Origin of the sequence: Escherichia sp. MOD1-EC6021 (assembly GCF_002965245.1) — a bacterium.
Classification (GTDB): domain Bacteria; phylum Pseudomonadota; class Gammaproteobacteria; order Enterobacterales; family Enterobacteriaceae; genus Escherichia; species Escherichia coli_F.
This window is the reverse complement of the sequence record NZ_PTRU01000033.1, coordinates 1-17428: the sequence shown is the minus strand read 5'-3', so window position 1 is coordinate 17428 and position 17428 is coordinate 1. Positions and strand designations below refer to the sequence as shown.

The 17428-nt window shown below is 39.7% G+C and carries 27 protein-coding genes; 18 read left to right on the top strand and 9 right to left on the bottom strand.

The genetic code is table 11. The annotated features are described in order from the left end of the window. Positions 1 to 197 precede the first annotated feature (197 nt). Positions 198 to 470: a hypothetical protein gene (locus tag BEB54_RS23755; protein WP_094029486.1), complete on the top strand. Its 273-nt coding sequence runs from the start codon at positions 198 to 200 to the stop codon at positions 468 to 470. Between the two features lie 106 nt (positions 471 to 576). Here the strand turns inward: BEB54_RS23755 and BEB54_RS23750 are convergent, their stop codons facing one another. Beyond that, entirely contained in the window at positions 577 to 1056 is a 480-nt protein-coding gene (locus BEB54_RS23750) for a peptidase M14 (RefSeq protein ID WP_074568665.1), read from the bottom strand. Positions 1057 to 1173: 117 nt separating this feature from the next. Between BEB54_RS23750 and BEB54_RS23745 the strand changes: the two genes are divergently transcribed. Then, positions 1174 to 1620 carry a hypothetical protein gene (locus tag BEB54_RS23745; RefSeq protein ID WP_000616196.1) on the top strand — a complete coding sequence of 149 codons (447 nt, stop codon included), beginning with the start codon at positions 1174 to 1176 and terminating at the stop codon, positions 1618 to 1620. Positions 1621 to 1714: 94 nt separating this feature from the next. On the opposite strand, the gene BEB54_RS23740 is transcribed toward BEB54_RS23745, so the two are convergent. Beyond that, positions 1715 to 1972 (bottom strand): hypothetical protein, encoded by a 258-nt coding sequence (locus tag BEB54_RS23740; RefSeq protein ID WP_074568666.1) that lies wholly within the window; start codon positions 1970 to 1972, stop codon positions 1715 to 1717. 1060 nt (positions 1973 to 3032) lie between these two features. Here BEB54_RS23740 and dqlB point away from each other — a divergent pair. Continuing rightward, positions 3033 to 3128 carry a DinQ-like type I toxin DqlB gene (gene dqlB, locus BEB54_RS29750; protein WP_000609147.1) on the top strand — a complete coding sequence of 32 codons (96 nt, stop codon included), beginning with the start codon at positions 3033 to 3035 and terminating at the stop codon, positions 3126 to 3128. A gap of 66 nt (positions 3129 to 3194) precedes the next feature. Next, on the top strand, positions 3195 to 3374 hold the full coding sequence (locus tag BEB54_RS23735; protein WP_000347021.1) for a hypothetical protein: 180 nt from the start codon (positions 3195 to 3197) through the stop codon (positions 3372 to 3374). Positions 3375 to 3452: 78 nt separating this feature from the next. Here the strand turns inward: BEB54_RS23735 and BEB54_RS23730 are convergent, their stop codons facing one another. The 3 genes from BEB54_RS23730 to BEB54_RS23720 all read right to left on the bottom strand — a co-directional run bounded on the left by BEB54_RS23730 (position 3453) and on the right by BEB54_RS23720 (position 5874). Beyond that, the gene (locus tag BEB54_RS23730; protein ID WP_074568659.1) at positions 3453 to 4274 is read right to left on the bottom strand and encodes a hypothetical protein; all 822 of its coding nucleotides are present in this window, start codon (positions 4272 to 4274) and stop codon (positions 3453 to 3455) included. Positions 4275 to 4523: 249 nt separating this feature from the next. Beyond that, a complete protein-coding gene (locus BEB54_RS23725) occupies positions 4524 to 5048 on the bottom strand; it encodes a hypothetical protein (RefSeq protein WP_015059096.1) in 525 nt (174 codons plus the stop codon). A gap of 187 nt (positions 5049 to 5235) precedes the next feature. Beyond that, positions 5236 to 5874, bottom strand: a complete 639-nt coding sequence (locus BEB54_RS23720; RefSeq protein ID WP_097721782.1) for a recombinase family protein — start codon at positions 5872 to 5874, stop codon at positions 5236 to 5238. A gap of 380 nt (positions 5875 to 6254) precedes the next feature. On the opposite strand from BEB54_RS23720, the gene BEB54_RS23715 reads away from it, so the two are divergent. From BEB54_RS23715 to BEB54_RS23705, 3 genes are all read left to right on the top strand, one after another. Continuing rightward, positions 6255 to 6917, top strand: coding sequence for a nucleotide-binding protein (locus tag BEB54_RS23715; protein WP_000516402.1), 663 nt, complete (start codon positions 6255 to 6257; stop codon positions 6915 to 6917). Positions 6918 to 7014: 97 nt separating this feature from the next. Continuing rightward, the gene (locus tag BEB54_RS23710) at positions 7015 to 7296 is read left to right on the top strand and encodes a hypothetical protein (protein ID WP_001185482.1); all 282 of its coding nucleotides are present in this window, start codon (positions 7015 to 7017) and stop codon (positions 7294 to 7296) included. 24 nt (positions 7297 to 7320) lie between these two features. Then, positions 7321 to 8298, top strand: coding sequence for a DUF6685 family protein (locus BEB54_RS23705; RefSeq protein WP_105282301.1), 978 nt, complete (start codon positions 7321 to 7323; stop codon positions 8296 to 8298). On the opposite strand, the gene ddp1 (BEB54_RS23700) is transcribed toward BEB54_RS23705, so the two are convergent. The 4 genes from ddp1 (BEB54_RS23700) to BEB54_RS23685 all read right to left on the bottom strand — a co-directional run bounded on the left by ddp1 (BEB54_RS23700) (position 8295) and on the right by BEB54_RS23685 (position 10940). Further along, positions 8295 to 8720 (bottom strand): DNA distortion polypeptide 3, encoded by a 426-nt coding sequence (gene ddp1, locus BEB54_RS23700; RefSeq protein ID WP_201796247.1) that lies wholly within the window; start codon positions 8718 to 8720, stop codon positions 8295 to 8297. The two genes, BEB54_RS23705 and ddp1 (BEB54_RS23700), sit on opposite strands and share 4 nt — an antisense overlap. Positions 8721 to 8790: 70 nt before the next feature. Then, positions 8791 to 9234: a hypothetical protein gene (locus tag BEB54_RS23695; protein WP_001074379.1), complete on the bottom strand. Its 444-nt coding sequence runs from the start codon at positions 9232 to 9234 to the stop codon at positions 8791 to 8793. A 3-nt stretch (positions 9235 to 9237) separates the two neighbouring features. Continuing rightward, on the bottom strand, positions 9238 to 10080 hold the full coding sequence (locus BEB54_RS23690) for a replication initiation protein (RefSeq protein WP_097721804.1): 843 nt from the start codon (positions 10078 to 10080) through the stop codon (positions 9238 to 9240). Positions 10081 to 10100: 20 nt separating this feature from the next. Further along, positions 10101 to 10940, bottom strand: coding sequence for a replication initiation protein (locus BEB54_RS23685; protein ID WP_001352874.1), 840 nt, complete (start codon positions 10938 to 10940; stop codon positions 10101 to 10103). Between the two features lie 1235 nt (positions 10941 to 12175). Between BEB54_RS23685 and BEB54_RS23675 the strand changes: the two genes are divergently transcribed. The 11 genes from BEB54_RS23675 (at position 12176) to mobP1 (ending at position 16854) form a co-directional block, all read left to right on the top strand. Next, entirely contained in the window at positions 12176 to 12427 is a 252-nt protein-coding gene (locus BEB54_RS23675) for a type II toxin-antitoxin system Phd/YefM family antitoxin (protein ID WP_000121743.1), read from the top strand. Next, the gene (locus BEB54_RS23670) at positions 12417 to 12698 is read left to right on the top strand and encodes a type II toxin-antitoxin system RelE family toxin (RefSeq protein ID WP_000220560.1); all 282 of its coding nucleotides are present in this window, start codon (positions 12417 to 12419) and stop codon (positions 12696 to 12698) included. The genes BEB54_RS23675 and BEB54_RS23670 overlap by 11 nt, the downstream gene beginning before the upstream one ends. A gap of 145 nt (positions 12699 to 12843) precedes the next feature. Next, entirely contained in the window at positions 12844 to 13167 is a 324-nt protein-coding gene (locus tag BEB54_RS23665) for a hypothetical protein (protein ID WP_001181902.1), read from the top strand. 47 nt (positions 13168 to 13214) lie between these two features. Next, the gene (locus BEB54_RS23660; RefSeq protein ID WP_097721802.1) at positions 13215 to 13460 is read left to right on the top strand and encodes a hypothetical protein; all 246 of its coding nucleotides are present in this window, start codon (positions 13215 to 13217) and stop codon (positions 13458 to 13460) included. Further along, the gene (locus BEB54_RS23655; protein ID WP_097721800.1) at positions 13450 to 13665 is read left to right on the top strand and encodes a hypothetical protein; all 216 of its coding nucleotides are present in this window, start codon (positions 13450 to 13452) and stop codon (positions 13663 to 13665) included. Before BEB54_RS23660 ends, BEB54_RS23655 begins: the two co-directional genes overlap by 11 nt. Positions 13666 to 13757: 92 nt before the next feature. After that, positions 13758 to 14087: a hypothetical protein gene (locus BEB54_RS23650; RefSeq protein ID WP_000866649.1), complete on the top strand. Its 330-nt coding sequence runs from the start codon at positions 13758 to 13760 to the stop codon at positions 14085 to 14087. 42 nt (positions 14088 to 14129) lie between these two features. Continuing rightward, entirely contained in the window at positions 14130 to 14294 is a 165-nt protein-coding gene (locus BEB54_RS29025) for a hypothetical protein (RefSeq protein WP_236943379.1), read from the top strand. An 85-nt stretch (positions 14295 to 14379) separates the two neighbouring features. Beyond that, entirely contained in the window at positions 14380 to 14529 is a 150-nt protein-coding gene (locus BEB54_RS29020) for a hypothetical protein (protein ID WP_000003879.1), read from the top strand. Between the two features lie 12 nt (positions 14530 to 14541). Then, positions 14542 to 14814 (top strand): hypothetical protein, encoded by a 273-nt coding sequence (locus tag BEB54_RS23640; RefSeq protein WP_000160399.1) that lies wholly within the window; start codon positions 14542 to 14544, stop codon positions 14812 to 14814. 325 nt (positions 14815 to 15139) lie between these two features. Then, entirely contained in the window at positions 15140 to 15685 is a 546-nt protein-coding gene (ddp1, locus tag BEB54_RS23630; protein ID WP_020801480.1) for a DNA distortion polypeptide 1, read from the top strand. A gap of 2 nt (positions 15686 to 15687) precedes the next feature. Beyond that, positions 15688 to 16854 (top strand): MobP1 family relaxase, encoded by a 1167-nt coding sequence (mobP1, locus tag BEB54_RS23625; protein ID WP_070127811.1) that lies wholly within the window; start codon positions 15688 to 15690, stop codon positions 16852 to 16854. Positions 16855 to 17428 lie beyond the last annotated feature (574 nt).

Below are 17428 nucleotides of genomic sequence, written 5' to 3'. Positions count from 1 at the left end.
CTTCATCGCATGACAGCCTTAAGCTGTTGCCAGTCGCACTGTTAAAGTAAGTATTTATCATAATTCGAGAACAGACTGAAGGTACAGCACTTTCTGTCCAGTAGACTAACTGTTACACTTAGTTTCGTGTATACTCGATATTAAAAGCATCATTCTAGATGCTTTTAATATCAATACCTATGATGCAGGAGTTTGGAATGAATAAAGAACTTGCAATGAAATTATCACAAGATATGGCATATGTTCTTCTCGAAAATCCTAAAATAAACAATAGTATTTGTGAGTGTGTTCGCGAGTTTGTTCAGTGCACAGGTATTAGCAATGACAGATTTTCAATCGAACCTTCTTCCCAAAGAATTACTATAAAATTAAATGGCAAAGAGTATGAATATGTAACTGAAGACAAGTCATATATAGATGTATTAAAACAGGTGTTTTATGAGCTCTACTATCTTCCAGTCTTGTCCTAATTATATCCTACTATAATATTTATAATCTATAGCCGCGCTAGCGGCTTTTATACTCAGCCTTGTTAACTCCCGCCTCCCTTGGACATCTCAGTAATTCTGCTCAGCGCTACTGGCTTGCTGTGCCAAACTTTCCGTTGCAGATTTCCTCATTCACAATAGCCTGAAATATGGAAACAGAATTTCTAGCCTTATCCCTCAGTGCATTAATGAGTTCTGTGTCGTGTATTTTGTTGTAGAAAATGAAAGTAGAAACATCAAACTGGAGTTTAAATGCTGCTTTCCTTATGGCTAAACCTGCCGTGATCGTTATCTCATTATGTATGCGAAGATAGGCAAGATAATCATCGTTATTTGCTTCACACTGCTCATATAAATATTTTTGCATGAGAGATTGAGACAAGGCCAGAAACTCCACATATCGTTTGGTTTTTATTTCTTTATCTTTTAATCCCTGTACTGCCGCTTCTTTTTTTAATTCGTGCTTTTGTGTTAGCTTAAGAGTCAGCCACCCCCCTAAAATAGTCAACAACGACCCCAAACCTATTTTTACGGCATTATCAGCCACATCCACCCACGCAGTTACCATCTGTTACTCGTTCTTCCTGTGATGATCATGGTTGCCATTATAATTCCAGCACAGACTGGACATACAGCATTTTCTGTACAGTAGACAGGCTGTTGCCCTCCAGATAGGATAACCCCCATGATTCAGTCACTAGGTACAATTATGAGTTCGTCTGCTGCCGTAACTGTTCTGACCGGCGTAACCGTTTTTGTTGTTGGTCAACTCATCGCAAAAAGATTCATTGAGCCTTATATATCATTCAGAGAACAATTAGGGAGGATTACAGCGCTTTTATTACGTGAGCAAGCGACGATCACAAATTTCAGAGCTAATCATGAAACCATCCACGATTTGAAAGATGCTGCTTCTCAGTTAATGGCAAAGTATGCAGCCTTGCCTGGTAGCCTAAAAAGAAGCTATTTAGGTATGAAGTTTGTACCATCAAAGGGTGAAGTTCTTGGTGCAGCACAAAACCTTAATGAGATCACCTCAATACTTGCTGGCAACAGTAAGGAAAATACCTACAATCTCATAAAGGAGATTGGACTCAAGCTCAATATACCAACTACCTATTCGTCTCATTAATCCCGCGTTACCTGGACATTCAGGTAATCTTGTCAAAAAAAGCCACACTAATGGGTGGCTTCAAGGGTAAAATAAAGACAAAGCGGATTCTATTTCACTGCCAGCTAATTTCAATAATAAATTTGTTATTCTCATTAGCCTTCGATGAGTTAATCCGATAACCAGATTCCCTTAGAACCTTGACCACTTGCTCAAGAATGTTTTCATGGACAGGATAAATAAAGGATGTCTGGCCCAATTTTGCTTGGAGCTTTATTTCTCCAAATATCATATCAAGCGTTTTGTCTGCATCAGGTATCACTGAAGAACTAATCTTTTTAGCTTCACTGGCGCTGATGTGTTTATTTCCCATAAATAATACCTCTTTTCCTTAATGACATCGCAACAGAATTAAAAGAAATTATAGAAGATTATCGGCATTATAGGAAGGTTGACACTGGTTGTAGTACGATCACAATTCCTCGCACACTTGGACATACAGGTGATTCTGTTCAGACCCTATTAGTTACAACATACATTTAATTCATTTCCTTTATCTGGTGCTCTGCTCCAGCATACGCGCCCATATCCTGGGTAATTCAGGATAACTTCCAGATTTCGTCCTGCCCTGCCGTTCATATCCGCCTGGACAAAAATGCATTATCGGAAAAAATGTCCAAAAAATTTTTTTGTGATCGGAATTTTTATTGTCGGACGCACCTCTGCTCCAGGTCATAATTGCTGACACATCCCAAAAAAACAGGTGCGGAGATTTAAAAATTGAGTCACTTACCCGCCAAAATTTTCCAGATTTCACGTAGCGCACCACCGCTACTGCATACATCAACAAGAAATGACGTTTTTTTAATTACTTTGTATGCTGCAACTTACTGAAAAAACGGGATTCATGATAATGCCGGTAACGGCATCGTTCTGTTGGCCAACGCGATCAGCAGTATTGGCCGCAACAAAAAATGAAAGAAAAATCCCTCAAATGAAGGGGAAAAAACGGAAGTACAGCCGAACGACAGGCACAAAAAAACCCGACTGGTAATCGGGCTTTTTTGTGTTTTCCAGCCCTGAGTTGGTGGCTCTGACTGGAGAAGGTTACTCTACACCTAACGTTTACATTTTATTCACTATGGTGCTGTAAAGCAACTAAATGTGGTTAAGGAACCACATTTAGTGGTGTAACGGGTGTTTTGTGTAGCGTATAATCAGTCAGTTAGTCATGTAGTTGACTTGCAATCCTGCTCTTCCCGTATCTGCGGGTATGAACGATTTTAAAGTCCTGGCTGGATAAACAGGTGGTGCTGTATTCGGTGCTCTGGCAGGAGGAGGTCACTCTACACCTAACAATGCTAGAGAGCCGTTGTGACAGGCAGTGTATGAGTAAGCAACGGTGATTTCCTCCAGTTTTACTGGAGAAACGGATGATTAATTTGTTAATCATCGTTCTCAGGGCTGTGGTCGCCGTTGCAAACGCGCTGATTGCAATTCTGGAACTGATTCGCCAGTTCATCGACTGATGACAGCGGAAACGTAACTAAGGGCAGGAAGTGAACCGCTTCCTGCCCTTTAACAAAGGAGGATTTATGGATTTTATGAGCATTTTGGGGCGCTGTTTACTTCTTCCTTTCCCTGTTGCGATGTTTGTCGGTTGCCTGTTTCCAGGCATTGATGATCGTTTTACTGGAATGTTCATGAGTTTTATTGTCGGTTGTCTATCGTGGTATATCACCAAGCCAAAACCGCAAAAGGCTGAGGTCGCGTAAGCGGCCTTTTTTACGCCCCTCGTTAATTCCTCGCCCGACTTGGACATACACTCATTCTGTCCAGAAATAGTATTGCGGCTAATCAAGCCAATTCCTACGTCTTTTCGCTGTTGCACGATCTAAAAGGAAATATGGGAAAATTTCATGAAAGTATGGCACTAAGGGGTCTTTAATTCCTTTATCTTGTTCCATCAACTGCACAGTATCTCGTAATCTCATTAGCAAAAAGTAATACGGTTGCAACATGCTAATTATTTCCCATGCAATGCAAGGCGAAATTTTGTTTACTTTCCAGTTCAATAAATACTGATCTATATACGTCATAATATGACCATCGAGGCCAAATTCATTAGTAAAACCATACAATCGATTTCTCTCAGCCCATGAGATTACTTCTTGACTCAATCTTTCTCTTTTAGTTGTTGAAGTATACTTCCAGTAGCAATACTCCAAAATATAATTCCATTGCTCAAGAGGGTCATTCATTAGTTTTTTATCTCCAATAATAGTATTTAAGTTATAATACCGAGTTTCTTTCCCGAATTCCGATAGCATTGTCAATATTGCAGATTGCTCATCATTCAAGACCCATTTGCCTTTGTCTCTTTTCTCGTATTTGATTGCAATATTTACTGCATTTTGATGTAAAATGCTTATATCATGACCTAATTTCCTCAAATGAATATATGTTGGTTTATTCAAATCATTTTCAATCATATACTGAACAACATAAATAATTTTAAAAAAACGTTCCAGACCAATTGACAGTTGAAAAAAAGCATTATAAAAGCTGCCTTTATCATGATATTTACACTTATTCAATGCTGTCAGTCCACTGCGTAGTGAAGCACTAGCCAGAAGCGCCTCTATCGAAAACTGTTGAAACGAAGTACCCAGCATACAAACTCCTTATGAAACATAAACGTATTCACTTTTCTTGACTAAATTTTATTTAAATTTTTCTAAAAGGATTAAATGTTCAGGGATTACATTCATAAATCATCCCATCTTCATAGTCATTGTTACCAGTTTTTCTTGTGACAAATATTTCGGCATCTCTGTATCTTAGTGTTAGAAAAAGCACGCGACTTTCTTTTTGCCTCTCTTCTTGTTGAGTAGAAAACAAGATTTTCCGCGTTCCGGACACCATCATCGCGCAGTTCGTCGCCCAAAGGACCAAAATGCCCGCTTTTTGTTCATTACCTCAATTGCAGCTTTCTCACGACGTAGTTCTTCGCTGGCAAATCCCTGAAACTTACCTAAAGCCACTTTAGCTTTTTCCCTGACTGGTTTTTTTTCATCGCGATTTGCTGTTCCCATTGTGCAGGCATCAGATACGGCGTTGTAAGCATCAAAGGCCAGCTTTCTCATCGTATTACTTGCGCATGTAAGGGATACTGTTTCATGCAGTCTTGTATATTCAATATAATCTTCACAGTCATGTCTTAATGAGGACATCATATATTTCTGTAACATCATTCTTGAACAGGATAAAAAATTCACGTAACGCTCAACTTTCACCTCAAAATCTTTACGTCGCTGAATTAATGCTTCTTTTCTTAACTCGTGCTGCTGTGATAATTTGAGCGTCAAATAACCGCCCAATATTGTTAGCGCAGAGCCAAGCCCAATTTTAACGGCATTATCAGCCACATCCACCCACTCAGTCGCCATCTATTACTTGTTCTTCCTGTGATGATCATGGTTGCCAGTATAATTCCAGCACAGACTGGACATACAGCATTTTCTGCTAAGCCCGAATTAGTTACAACATTCACATGCTCAATTACTTTATCTAGTGCCCTATTCCAGCATATATGCCCATATCCAAAGTAATTCAGGATAACAGCTTCCCTACTCACTAGAGTGATTGCCGGGATTTACGTTTTATCGCACTGCTTATTGTGCCACGGCTGCACCCTAGCACTTTCTGTACCTGTGTCCAGGAGCTACCGCTTTCTATCAACCTGATAATTGCATCATGTCTGGCTTGATTAGGTTTACGCCCTTTATATTTGCCGTCTTTCCTTGCTTTCTCTATCCCTTGTTTCTGGCGTTCCCGACGTTGTTCATAGTCCCTTCTGGCAACTGCGGCCAGCATATCCAGCAGCATATCGTTAATGGCTGCAAACAACCGGCTGTCAAACTCACTCATACCAGAATTAATCCATGTCGTCGGCACATTCACCGCCATAACCCGGATGTCTTTCTGCCGGATCATTTTCTTCAACGTATTCCAGTCTTCCCCTGACAGGCGGGAAAGTCTGTCCACATCCTCGATAAGCAAAATGTCATTTTGCTGGCAATCTCTCAGAAGACGAAAAAGTTCCGGGCGCTCAAGACGGGAGCCGGATTCATTTTCAATATAGTAGCTGCAAATGATCAGGCCTCTTTCCCTAGCAAAAGCCTCGATAGTTTCCAGGGCACGCGAAGCATCCTGTTCTGCTGTTGAAGCTCTCAGATAAGCGCGGACAAAGCTTGTTGGTACATTTGAAGTCATATTACAGAACCGGTTCACATAAGGTCACACCACTATACCCAAAATGCACCAGAAAGTGGATCGACAGGAAAGGCACACTCTAAAAGAACCAGAAAACAGACCTCTGGTCATAAAGTGACAATGTCACATGGAAATCTACAACATAAAGATGATGTAAAGACAAGTGCTGATTTATCTTGTAAAGACAATATAAAGACACGTTAATCTTTACAAGATAAAGACAACATAAATACATAATTGTCTTTATTTGTGCTTTACATGGTAAATCCTATGTAATATAAAGACACTGTAAAGACAAAATCATCTTTACGGAAAACACACAATGTAAAGATAAGACGGTCTTTACATAATATTTACATCGTAAAGAGAGGAATTCTCAAATGGGTAAAATCTTGCTTGTCGTATCAGATAAGGGTGGTGTAGGAAAAAGTACCTACGTGGCTAACACAGGCTCAATGCTGGTCAATAAAGGTAAGTCGGTAATTATCCTCAAGACAGATAAAAACCACGATCTGTTGAGCTGGAACGAAAAGCGGACAGATAACGGCTTACTCACTATCCCGGTTCACGCAGCTTACGGAAACGTCAGCAATGAAATTAAGCGACTTAGTAAGCTGTGTGAAGTCCTCATTGTCGATTGCCCCGGCCACGACAGCCAGGAGTTCCGTAGCGCCCTGACAGTATCAGATATCGTGGTAACACTGGTTAAGCCGTCCTCTGATTTCGAAAGCGAAACACTGACCAGTGTTACAGAGAAAATCCGCACCGCTCAGAAAGCTAACGCAGCCCTGGAACCGTGGGTGCTGTTCACCAGAATCAACTCAGCAAAACCCCGCCACAGAAAAGCGGCCATTGATCTGGATAAATTACTGCGGTCGGACAACATCTGGATTCAACCTCTTAAAACCCGGATATCCGAGCTGGATGTGTATGAAAGCGCCTGTAATGAAGGGGCAGGGGTACATGACGTTAGCCGGGCATCAAGCCTTTCAACAGCGAAAGCACAGATTGAACTAGTAGCGCAGGAAATTGGAATTTTATAGTAATATCAATACCATCTATAAATCTTTACATTGTAAAGACAATATAAAGACAGTATGATATTTACTATTAATGCATACCGTACAAGGGGAAATTGTCATGGCTTTAAAACTAAACCGTCCGAACATCGATGAATCTCAGCAACCAGCAACAAACGCAGAAACCGCGCGTTTTATCTCCGGCGCTACCAGAGCGCCTGTAGTGGGTAAACCAAAGTTGATGAACTTCAGACTTTCAGCCCATTTTGAAGACATACTGGAAGCTGAAGCGATCAGAACAGGGCAGAGCAAAACAACCGTTCTCAAAGCAGCGCTGGCGATGTACAACAGCCAGGATGAAAACATAAAGAATCACTGGTTACTGGAATCGGCAAAATTCTAACCATAGAAGTATGGATGATTATCTATGAGATATTTAACCGAATTAATCTGTCAACTCTACAGGTTGACAGTTCACCATAAACTGACCGCTGCAACGTTTAAAAATCTTGCTGATATTAAGTTAGTTGAACCTACAGCGGATGCAGACACCATATTGCAGCTTGAAAATATATTTAGCGAATACTCACTAAGATATATTGACAGGGATCTGGCTGAAATTCTGAGTAACATAATAACTACAGATAAAAACCACTCTCTGGATTTTGATTTTAACAAGATACAGTCTCTGACTGCCTCGAAAAGTTTCGGTTGTGGATGGAACAAAGTAATAAATGGTAGTTGGTTCAAAAACCTTTATTCATGGGGGGAAGGGATGTATCCCGCCAAAAACCTGAAAGCTGAAAACATTTCAGACTGGGAGGATAATATATGGCACATTGAGCATGAAGGTTTCAACCCTCGCGATCCTATTAATGTTAAATATTACTCTTGGCTTGACCGATATGTAGCTTTAAACAGTGGTGGTTCACATCATGCAGCAATGGTTGTATATCAATCTGTCAGAGATAAATTAGAGTATAAAAGAGAAGCGGTTATTGAACAACTGAGCATAAATTCAAACACCGTTGAAATACTTGGCCAGAACTACTATTCATTCATATTCCAGATAAAACACCCTAGTAATAAGACAGAAAATTATACATCAGAATATGAATTTACAGATGCTTTAAAAGACTTTGGACAAAATAGGCATACCACACTTAAACCTGTTAATTACGTTTCTAACATAAAATTAGCATTTATTCCCAAAGATGCTTTAAAAACAAACAGCGAGACATTCCGCAACTGGTTTTATTCTGCAATTAGCTACGGGAAAATAATATCACTCCCTGATTATCTGAAAAATCCAGCACATTATCATACATATCATTACTCACATGAACTAGACTCGATAACACTTGGCAACCCAAGCAGAAAATATAAACTGAGAGGAGATTCTTAGCTTTTATATAAAAAACCAATGTTGTCATTTGTCAGAAGATCGGCGAGGGTAGTACATTCAAGAACCACAATATTTGTTCCTTCCAACAAACTGGCATCAGGTATCATATCGAAGCTGATAATCATCATTGGCTTGCGTTGTGTTAAATCAAAGATTACTAATGGAAGTATTACACTGTTAATTAATTCAAACTCTTTAAAGAAAGCATCAGTGCCATACTCACTGGCTGGAAAAAGAATCTCACTTAATCTCACACCATAAAAAACATGGTAGTTTTCTTTAAGGTTATCCTTTAAAATATTAACAGCCTTCGCATATTTATCAGTAATAAATTCTCTCACCTGATATTTCATAAAATTCTCCGACAAGAACCGACTGTAGGTCACCGGGCAAACGTTGCGGAATGGCGTCAGAGACGTCATTTTGCGGCGTTTGCCCTATCCTGCATCGCAGTGAAAAGGCAGGGGCTGGCATAACGACTAAGTAGCGTCATTACTGGCTCGTCTCGCTGCTGTTCTCTGTGCTTTCGCCCGCAGGTTCGGGAACCAGTAACTTGTGCCAGGGCATGGTTTTGTTGAGCAGCTCCATCAGCGGTTCAGCCAACAGACCAAAAATCCAGGTTGCCGTAATCACCGGTATAGTCAGATTTTGTGGCGTCCATAACTGGTGATCGAGATGATACCAGGTTATGACACACAGAATGCCACCCAGCCAGAACACAGCCCATTTAAACGCGCCAAGAATGGCTAACACAAAAACAGAGATAAAATGTAAAACACTGGCGACCAGAAGACGAAGATAAAACCAGGTCCATCCAAGCCACTTAACAAAAGTGCTCCCTGTTTTCACCGCAAAACGTTTCTTACGTTCTCTGGCGATTTCTTCCCTGAATTTACCGCGTTCGTCCCCCTGGGGGAATTGATAGATTTTAGCCATGAGTTACCTCATTTCGATCTCAAAACGGACTTTGCTGACTCTTCTACCCTGCCTTTCAGCATTAACACATTTAATGTTTTTAACATCTGTCCTTTCTGTTATTTCATCAATAGCTATATTGATTCCATCTCTTTTAAAGAAAGAAAACTTTTGATTTTGAATATAACCTATTTCTTTCTTAAGTTCATGTACACCTATAGTGAAAGATTTAAGATGGCTAAATTTTATCAGTTGATATAAAGGCCATGAGTATCTTCCTTGAAGAGACAAAGCAGATTTTAGAGGAAGCTCGGTAACCTGATATTTACGGGAGTCTATCTCTGTAATATAATCTATCGTCTTAGACGAAAACATAATACGAAGCAATCCCTCATTCGAAATATAGTCACAATGTGTAATTAAATTTTTATTTCTTGAAAAGAAATCTGCTGCATCCTTCATTTGCTTATATGCGACAGAACGATCAACACCAACAAATTCTGCATACTTATCAGCCCGGATCAATAGCGACTTATCCGATTCAAGTTTATTTTCAAAGTAATAATATAAACAAATAAAAAAGACCATTCTTGCCGAAAATGACAGCTCATTAACTAACAGATTTAATCCGCTATTATATCTAATGATTTTATCGTAGTTAACATGCCTCATAGTAGATGAAAAAAGAGAAGGACAAGATTTAGTAGCTAAAGCTCCTGATTCTGTATTTCTTCTTATATGAAGAGCCTCATTTATTTCTAGTACATCCAATAAGGTTCCATCTTCCCATCCTGTATTTTCTATCATACTGGCAGGAATGATAATTACTGCCGCACCACCTTGTTTATGTAATTTTATTTGCTCCATAGTGTATTTACCTTTATATATTAAGCACCTCTGAAACCATACGGTATTCTAGTATCAAGTCCTTCGCTTTCTTTGTCTATTTTATACGAAAATCTTAGCTTTGATGCTCTTCTTGCGACTCTCTCAACAATTTTAACTTCGAGATGATTAATCTCTGTATATTGATTTATTTTTTCAATGTTTTTTTGCAGAAAAACCTTATTAAAATCCTTAAAGTTCTGATAAAGGTAAACTTTTTCGCCATTATCTATTCTAAATAATTCAAGTTCATCCTTTAATACATCTACTTCAATGTCGAAAAATGTCTTTTTACCACTGCTGTATTGTTTCCTGATAAACTGATAAAGCATGTTTGAATTTTGATCAGCGAGTCTTACAGACGATATCAAAACCTGAGTAGTGTAAGAATCCTTTAACATCGTGATATATGGCTCAATGACATGTGAAAAAGCAATATCAATATATCCTTCACTTTCAACATAATCACAAAACGCAGTCAGGTTCATAAGCCTGACTGCATCAGAAGGTAATTTACCTCTCTTCTTCGTATGTCCAGAGCTTTGATTGCCCTGAGCTGTGAGAAGTTGATTTCGAGGAATGCGAATAACACTGGCCTGAAGTTCTTCTGCCCCCTCTTTCAACTGCCGGTAAGCACCTGTTACATCAATATCAGCGATAAATGCATATTCCCGAGCCGTAATACGAAAGGTTGCCCCCTCAGATAACTCTTCACGTGAATCAATCTGCGCCATAGCCATAAACAAAATTCTTCTGGCAGACAAAGGCAACGATGAGAATGTGCTGTTAATTTCATTTCTGTGGCGAATTTTTGTTTTCTTTGTAACGCTCAGTAAGTTCATACATTACCTGTGGTTTTTAAGTTCTGATGGTGAAATCATAACCACAAAGGCGGAAATATGTAAAGTGGTTTATCCACCTTATGTATTTCCACCAAAACACGGATCACATGAAAGAATTTTTATCATTTATATTCAATATGATAGAAATGCGCAGGTATCCACCTTTTAACGTCATACGTTAAATTAGAGCACTATAAAGAACTAAAGAAATGAAGATACAAAGATACGAATATCTGAATAAAAACAGAAAAATGCGTACCCATCCACCTTTCAGTGCGTACCCATCCACCTTTCAGTGCGCAGCCATCCACCTTTCATGAAAATTACAGTGCGTACCCATCCACCTTTCAGTGCGTACCCATCCACCTTTCATTTTGAGGCGACAAAAAACAACACCTATCTTAATGAAATTATTGATAAAAAAGATGGCACAATGTTTGCAGAATAAGTTAAAGTAAGTTAAAGATCTTAAAGTAGATCTACCGATCTACATTTAAGATCTTAAAAACAAGAAGTTTAATAAGCAAAAAAACACAAAAAATCTGTGGATAACTCTGCTCAAAACAAAAAATTCACAGTGCCTGTGGATAACTTTGCGTAAACCCGGAGGACAGATCACTCTGAACCAAGACAACCACACATAAAAACAATATGCTCATTTTTTAACCACTGTGCGTAAGTGCCTAATCTAATCCCTGTGCTATTCCGCTTCCTCGCTCACTAACTCGCTACGCTCGGTCGTTCGACTGCGGCGAGCGGTGTCTCCTTTCTCAAAACCAGAAGAGTTCAGATCATACGATCCGTTGATTGATCCTTTTTGGATCTTTCACTGAGAAGCCCTGAATCGCTTTCTGCCGCTTCGTTCGATACAACCATGATGAAAACCATGCGAAATCGAAAAAATCGCTCAGAATGCGATACAGCGCGTTTTAGAGGGTATTTACAAAACAGTCGTTGCCTTGAGGAAATTTTGATCAAGATTGAACTCCTATCCGGATCATGGCAACAGATCACAGCAACAAGGCCGCTAAAAAGCGTTGAGCGGCGTTAAAACGCCGTTAAACCGTGGCTGACTACAACGAAACGGAAAAAAACGCTCAGAACCTGTTACAGAGCGTTTTAAGGCGATGTCGGAAAGAGCCATATCTCACCTGTTCTGATGTTTTTTTCAACACAAGCACTTTTAAGAGTGCTTTTAAAGATGCTATTATGCCAATGAGACAAGCGGAGGGCTTATGAGCTATCAAATTCTGACAACCACAGCGGCCAGTATTACTGACCTGAAAAAAAATCCTATGGGAACCGTAGCTGAAGGTGAAGGGGACGCTGTTGCGATCCTGAACCGAAACGAACCCGCGTTCTATTGCGTTCCACCAAAACTTTACGCCTACTATCGGGAACTCGCTGAAGATGCTGAGTTAAACGCTGTTGCTGATGAGCGCATGAAAAACCCGGAAATTGTGAAGGTTAACCTGGATGACCTATGAACTGGCTTTTGACCGCAGAGCACTGAAGGAATGGCAGAAACTCGGCCACACCATCCGTGAACAATTCAAAAAGAAACTGGCAGAACGGCTGGAAAATCCACGCGTACCCGCAGCCCGGTTACATGGTCATGCTGATCGCTATAAAATCAAACTTCGCGCATCTGGCTACAGACTTGTATATCAAGTTATTGATGAGAAAGTCGTTTTACTCGTTATTGCTGTTGGAAGAAGGGAAAGCAGCGAAGTCTACCAGATCGCAGATTTGCGCTAAGATTAATCATCAAATGATTAACTGTTTACTGTCAGAACGAGAGCATTAAAAATTTGCCATACCTGCAAATGCAGGTATAATAAAACACAAGAAAGGGAAACAGGTTCTCTTTCATCCAGAGCCCAAAGTGGGCGGGAGGTTAAAAATGCAAAACTACGCTAAGTCTGTAGCCACAGAGATTTTACGTCAACTTGGTGGTAATCGTTTTATTGTTATGACTGGTGCTAAAAGTTTTTCTTACTTTGATGAAAACGGTGAGTGCGGGTTAACTTTCCGTTTGCCGTCCAATTTTGCAATGAAAGGCATCAACTTAGTAAAAATTAAACTGGATTTTACTGATACGTACCAGGTGAAATTTTCTCGTGTACGTGGTGCTGAAGTTAAAGATATTTCAAGATTCGATAATATCTATTGTGATCAGTTAGCGTGTTTATTTACACAGGAAACAGGGTTACATACCGTGTTATAGATAAAAAGGGGCATTAAGCCCCTTTTTTAGTTATTATGAGGAATAATATGGATAAAGATAAGATAATTAAGAAAAACAGAGGTAATTACTCCTATGTAATCAGAACGATGGATGAAGATGGGGATGCGGTTTTTCACGTCTTAAAATATGTTAAGACAATTGATAAAACTAAAAGCAGGAAAACAGTAAGAAAATTGATAATGGACGAAAAACTCAACATGGCATCATTGATACTTCTGGATAATGGGATTTTGTGTGATTGTCTGACAAAAGGGGATGAAAATGCAGAATAAACCTACACCTGAAGAAGTAAAGAATGCACGGGTTGCGGCAGGTCTTACTCTTAAAGAAGCTGCTGATATTTTTGGTTATCAACTGAATTCCTGGCAGATGAAAGAAAGTGCAGGTAAGGCCAGTCGTTCTTTATCTGTTGGTGAATATCAGTATTTATTACTACTTGCAAATATGCATCCGGTTTATAAACTGGTAAGAAAATAACTTGTCATACCTGCATATGCAGGTATAATGAGACACAAGAAAGGGAAACAGTTTCTCTTTCATCCAGAGCCCAAGCTGGGCGGGAGCTAAAAATGAAAGTATTAACTTTTAAAAATGATACTGTCTCTGTTGGTGATATCTTTGTATCATCCTGGGGCTATGAGCAAACCAATGTAACCTTCTACCAGGTTCTTTCTGTTCACGGTAAAAAAACCGTCACCGTTCGCGAGATTCGCGCCAATTCAGAATATACCGATTCAATGGTCGGCTTTAAAACTCCCGTTTTAAATGATTTTACTGGTGAATGTCTTAAGCGCCAGATAAAAGATTTTGGTGATGAGCTGGCAATCAAAATCGAAGATTTTGAAACTGCGTATAAAACTCTACCGGAAGAAAAACATCGATTTTCTTCTTACTACTGATTAATCAGGGGGGATATTCCCCCTTTTAGTAAAGGTCTGAAAATGGAAAGAGAGTTTAGCGCAAAAGCATCATTAAACCGAAATATAAAATTTTGGTTTGAGCAATGTGGGTTATCTAAAGAAAGAGTTATTCGTTGTATTGATAACTGGTATGACCTTGCATACCCACCATCAGAACAGGAGAAAGCAAAAAAAAGAAGCAATTGAGAAGTTAATAAAGTAAAGATAAAGATGGTATCAGGTTGTGGGGCAACCTGATACCGTGACACCTGATTCTATTGCGAGGAATAAAATGTCGGAACGCATATTATCAGCAATAAATGACGTTGAAAAGGGTGGGCGTCCGGTTTTCCCTTTGATGCCATTCCATGTCTTTCCTGAGTATATGGCATTACTCAGAAAAGCACTGGAAAAAAAGGCACAAAAGAGAACAGATAAATAAACCGGAGGCTTTATGACAAAACATGATTTTGTGTCCTTTGTCAGTGGAGAATTGCGGCAAGGCGCTGTACGCTTTTCTCTTGCTTTTAACAGCAAAGGAGAAATTGTTCTGCACTGGACTAATAAAGCAGGAATACGAGTATGGCGGATATTAAGTGGTAATCGTGGCAAAAAACCAAGCAAAGCTAACCTTGAAAGAATGAGTAACTTCCGGCGCTGGCTTTTTGATGCCCGTCAGGGCATGGAAGGCTACACTCAGCAACCTGAACAGAGCAACCTTAGCTGAATAGCCGAAGCCCTCCCGTATTTCGGGAGGTGCTTTCTGATATATTGCGCGGGACTGCGCTTGCGCTTCCTGCCAGACCGTTCGCGGAGCGAACCTGACGGCACTGTCCTTACCGCATTGATCGGGGTTCCGGTCGCAGACGTACGTATGTTCAGCCATGACAACATCAGCCTTTTTGCATTTTTGTTGATGCTCAAGCACAATTTATGAGCGGTGCCAGATTTACTGTGATGCAGGATAGGGCAAACGCCGCAAAATGACGTCTCTGACGCCATTCCGCAACGTTTGCCCGGTGACCTACAGTCGGTTCTTGTCGGAGAATTTTATGAAAAAAGTTCAATTCAGAATTGATGAAAATCAGCATAATGATTTGCTGGATTGTCTTAAAACTCTTTATCCAGATGAACCAGCTTTAACAGTAGCTAAAGGCATGAAACTTTTAGCAAATGCTTTATTAAAAAGTAAAGCTGGCAGTAAGGACATAAATACGTTTTTTGATAATAATGATTTTATCAAAACAACGATGTACTTAACAGGTAAACAAAGGGCTGATATTGAAAGAGCTGCTAATCGTCACGGATGGACGTTATCACGAGAATGTCGTTACCGCATACAGACGACACTTGAAAATGAACTGGATTTCTTTGACCAGGAACTGCTGATGATGAATCGTTGCCGTAATTCAATTGATAAGATCGGTCGTAATTTCCATTATATCATTGTTAATGATCAGACCAGGGTTCTTGATAAAGATGGTTTCTATCAGGATGCGGAGCGTCTTACAACAGAAATTTTTAATCTTAAGAATCAGTTTGAGAATTACATTATGTTATGTAAAGGGAGAACTGTTTCAAATAAAGTGGAGATGTAATTATGGGCGTTTACGTTGATAAAGAATATCGTGTTAAACGAAAGTCATCAGAAAATGGTCGTAAGTCAGCTTTCGCTCACAAGGTCAAAAATGGTGGAAAGAACTATAGCCGCAATGTTCAGGAACGTATCAACCGCAAGGGTGCCAGTAAGGAGGTTGTTGTCAAAATATCTGGAGGTGCTGTTACTCGTCAGGGGATTCGGAACAGTATTGATTATATGAGCCGTGAGTCAGAGCTACCAGTGATGAGTGAAAGCGGTCGGGTATGGACGGGTGACGAAATTCTGGAAGCTAAAGAGCACATGATAGATCGTGCTAATGATCCTCAGCATGTGATGAATGATAAAGGTAAAGAAAATAAAAAAATCACACAGAATATTGTCTTCTCGCCTCCAGTTTCAGCGAAAGTAAAGCCTGAAGATTTGCTGGAGTCTGTCAGGAAAACGATGCAGAAAAAATATCCTAATCACCGTTTTGTTCTTGGATACCACTGTGACAAGAAAGAACATCCTCACGTTCATGTTGTTTTTCGTATCAGAGATAATGACGGTAAACGCGCTGACATCAGGAAAAAAGATTTACGGGAAATTCGTACAGGTTTTTGTGAAGAGTTGAAGTTAAAAGGTTATGACGTTAAAGCGACCCATAAGCAACAGCATGGACTTAATCAGTCTGTTAAAGATGCACATAATACAGCACCAAAAAGACAGAAAGGTGTTTATGAGGTTGTTGATATTGGCTATGACCATTATCAGAACGATAAAACAAAGTCTAAGCAACATTTTATAAAGCTAAAGACTCTTAACAAGGGGGTTGAGAAAACATACTGGGGGGCTGATTTTGGGGACTTATGTTCGCGGGAAAGCGTTAAAGCAGGTGATCTTGTCAGACTGAAGAAACTTGGTCAGAAAGAAGTAAAAATCCCGGCGCTCGATAAAAACGGTGTTCAGCATGGCTGGAAAACGGTTCACAGAAATGAGTGGCAGTTAGAAAATCTGGGGGTTAAGGGCGTAGACAGAACACCTTCAGCCAGCAAAGAGCTGGTACTGAACAGCCCTGATATGCTGCTGAAGCAACAACAGCGAATGGCGCAGTTTACGCAGCAGAAAGCATCCACGTTACAGTCAGAACAGAAGCTGAAAACAGGGATTAAGTTTTTGGGCTTATAATATTTAATATATTGATTATGCAAGAAAAATATTTATTTTAGTTCGCTTGCGCATCTTTTCGCCTTAAAAACAGATCGAAATTCTGCGTTTTAGCTATCATTCGATCTATCGATCTAAAAAACAGATCTGCAAAAGATGAATATTCTGCGTTCCATTGAATATGTGGAATAAATGAAAGTAAAATCGATTTATCAAGATCGAAAGATCTGTTTTATGTGTTGAACTTAGCATAAGCCACTTGTAGTATAAACTTCGCGCAATAGTAAAAAGTCTCTCTTCATAGGGGCGTGATTTCTCACAAGCAACCACGGTTGGCTTGTGTTTTGTCACATCTGTATATCGGGGATTGAGTATGAAAGGACAGAAACAGTTTTACCTGCTTCAGTGTTTTCCGCATTTTCATCAGTCGGTTCTGTTGCAGTTATCCCGGAGCGGTATCGCTTACTACAATCCAGTTATACGCACTTTCTATAAGAGGCGTGACTGTAGTGCATACATGGATTTGCCCCTATATTTCCAGACACCTGTTATCACTTAACCCATTACTGGCTTGCTGCCGTAGATATTCCCGTGG

What these genes read in the sequence shown, in the direction of transcription:
- BEB54_RS23675 (WP_000121743.1), top strand. Translation starts at nt 12,176, where the DNA reads ATGAGCTATCAAATTCTGACAACCACAGCGGCCAGTATTACTGACCTG.
- ddp1 (WP_201796247.1), bottom strand. Translation starts at nt 8,720, where the DNA reads ATGACGTCTCTGACGCCATTCCGCAACGTTTGCCCGGTGACCTACAGT.
- BEB54_RS23755 (WP_094029486.1), top strand. Translation starts at nt 198, where the DNA reads ATGAATAAAGAACTTGCAATGAAATTATCACAAGATATGGCATATGTT.
- ddp1 (WP_020801480.1), top strand. Translation starts at nt 15,140, where the DNA reads ATGAAAAAAGTTCAATTCAGAATTGATGAAAATCAGCATAATGATTTG.
- BEB54_RS23735 (WP_000347021.1), top strand. Translation starts at nt 3,195, where the DNA reads ATGGATTTTATGAGCATTTTGGGGCGCTGTTTACTTCTTCCTTTCCCT.
- BEB54_RS29020 (WP_000003879.1), top strand. Translation starts at nt 14,380, where the DNA reads ATGTCGGAACGCATATTATCAGCAATAAATGACGTTGAAAAGGGTGGG.
- BEB54_RS23725 (WP_015059096.1), bottom strand. Translation starts at nt 5,048, where the DNA reads ATGGCGACTGAGTGGGTGGATGTGGCTGATAATGCCGTTAAAATTGGG.
- mobP1 (WP_070127811.1), top strand. Translation starts at nt 15,688, where the DNA reads ATGGGCGTTTACGTTGATAAAGAATATCGTGTTAAACGAAAGTCATCA.
- BEB54_RS23695 (WP_001074379.1), bottom strand. Translation starts at nt 9,234, where the DNA reads ATGGCTAAAATCTATCAATTCCCCCAGGGGGACGAACGCGGTAAATTC.
- BEB54_RS23660 (WP_097721802.1), top strand. Translation starts at nt 13,215, where the DNA reads ATGGATAAAGATAAGATAATTAAGAAAAACAGAGGTAATTACTCCTAT.
- BEB54_RS23730 (WP_074568659.1), bottom strand. Translation starts at nt 4,274, where the DNA reads ATGCTGGGTACTTCGTTTCAACAGTTTTCGATAGAGGCGCTTCTGGCT.
- BEB54_RS23670 (WP_000220560.1), top strand. Translation starts at nt 12,417, where the DNA reads ATGACCTATGAACTGGCTTTTGACCGCAGAGCACTGAAGGAATGGCAG.
- BEB54_RS23720 (WP_097721782.1), bottom strand. Translation starts at nt 5,874, where the DNA reads ATGACTTCAAATGTACCAACAAGCTTTGTCCGCGCTTATCTGAGAGCT.
- BEB54_RS23640 (WP_000160399.1), top strand. Translation starts at nt 14,542, where the DNA reads ATGACAAAACATGATTTTGTGTCCTTTGTCAGTGGAGAATTGCGGCAA.
- BEB54_RS29025 (WP_236943379.1), top strand. Translation starts at nt 14,130, where the DNA reads ATGGAAAGAGAGTTTAGCGCAAAAGCATCATTAAACCGAAATATAAAA.
- dqlB (WP_000609147.1), top strand. Translation starts at nt 3,033, where the DNA reads ATGATTAATTTGTTAATCATCGTTCTCAGGGCTGTGGTCGCCGTTGCA.
- BEB54_RS23705 (WP_105282301.1), top strand. Translation starts at nt 7,321, where the DNA reads ATGAGATATTTAACCGAATTAATCTGTCAACTCTACAGGTTGACAGTT.
- BEB54_RS23745 (WP_000616196.1), top strand. Translation starts at nt 1,174, where the DNA reads ATGATTCAGTCACTAGGTACAATTATGAGTTCGTCTGCTGCCGTAACT.
- BEB54_RS23685 (WP_001352874.1), bottom strand. Translation starts at nt 10,940, where the DNA reads ATGAACTTACTGAGCGTTACAAAGAAAACAAAAATTCGCCACAGAAAT.
- BEB54_RS23750 (WP_074568665.1), bottom strand. Translation starts at nt 1,056, where the DNA reads ATGGTAACTGCGTGGGTGGATGTGGCTGATAATGCCGTAAAAATAGGT.
- BEB54_RS23650 (WP_000866649.1), top strand. Translation starts at nt 13,758, where the DNA reads ATGAAAGTATTAACTTTTAAAAATGATACTGTCTCTGTTGGTGATATC.
- BEB54_RS23710 (WP_001185482.1), top strand. Translation starts at nt 7,015, where the DNA reads ATGGCTTTAAAACTAAACCGTCCGAACATCGATGAATCTCAGCAACCA.
- BEB54_RS23655 (WP_097721800.1), top strand. Translation starts at nt 13,450, where the DNA reads ATGCAGAATAAACCTACACCTGAAGAAGTAAAGAATGCACGGGTTGCG.
- BEB54_RS23690 (WP_097721804.1), bottom strand. Translation starts at nt 10,080, where the DNA reads ATGGAGCAAATAAAATTACATAAACAAGGTGGTGCGGCAGTAATTATC.
- BEB54_RS23715 (WP_000516402.1), top strand. Translation starts at nt 6,255, where the DNA reads ATGGGTAAAATCTTGCTTGTCGTATCAGATAAGGGTGGTGTAGGAAAA.
- BEB54_RS23665 (WP_001181902.1), top strand. Translation starts at nt 12,844, where the DNA reads ATGCAAAACTACGCTAAGTCTGTAGCCACAGAGATTTTACGTCAACTT.
- BEB54_RS23740 (WP_074568666.1), bottom strand. Translation starts at nt 1,972, where the DNA reads ATGGGAAATAAACACATCAGCGCCAGTGAAGCTAAAAAGATTAGTTCT.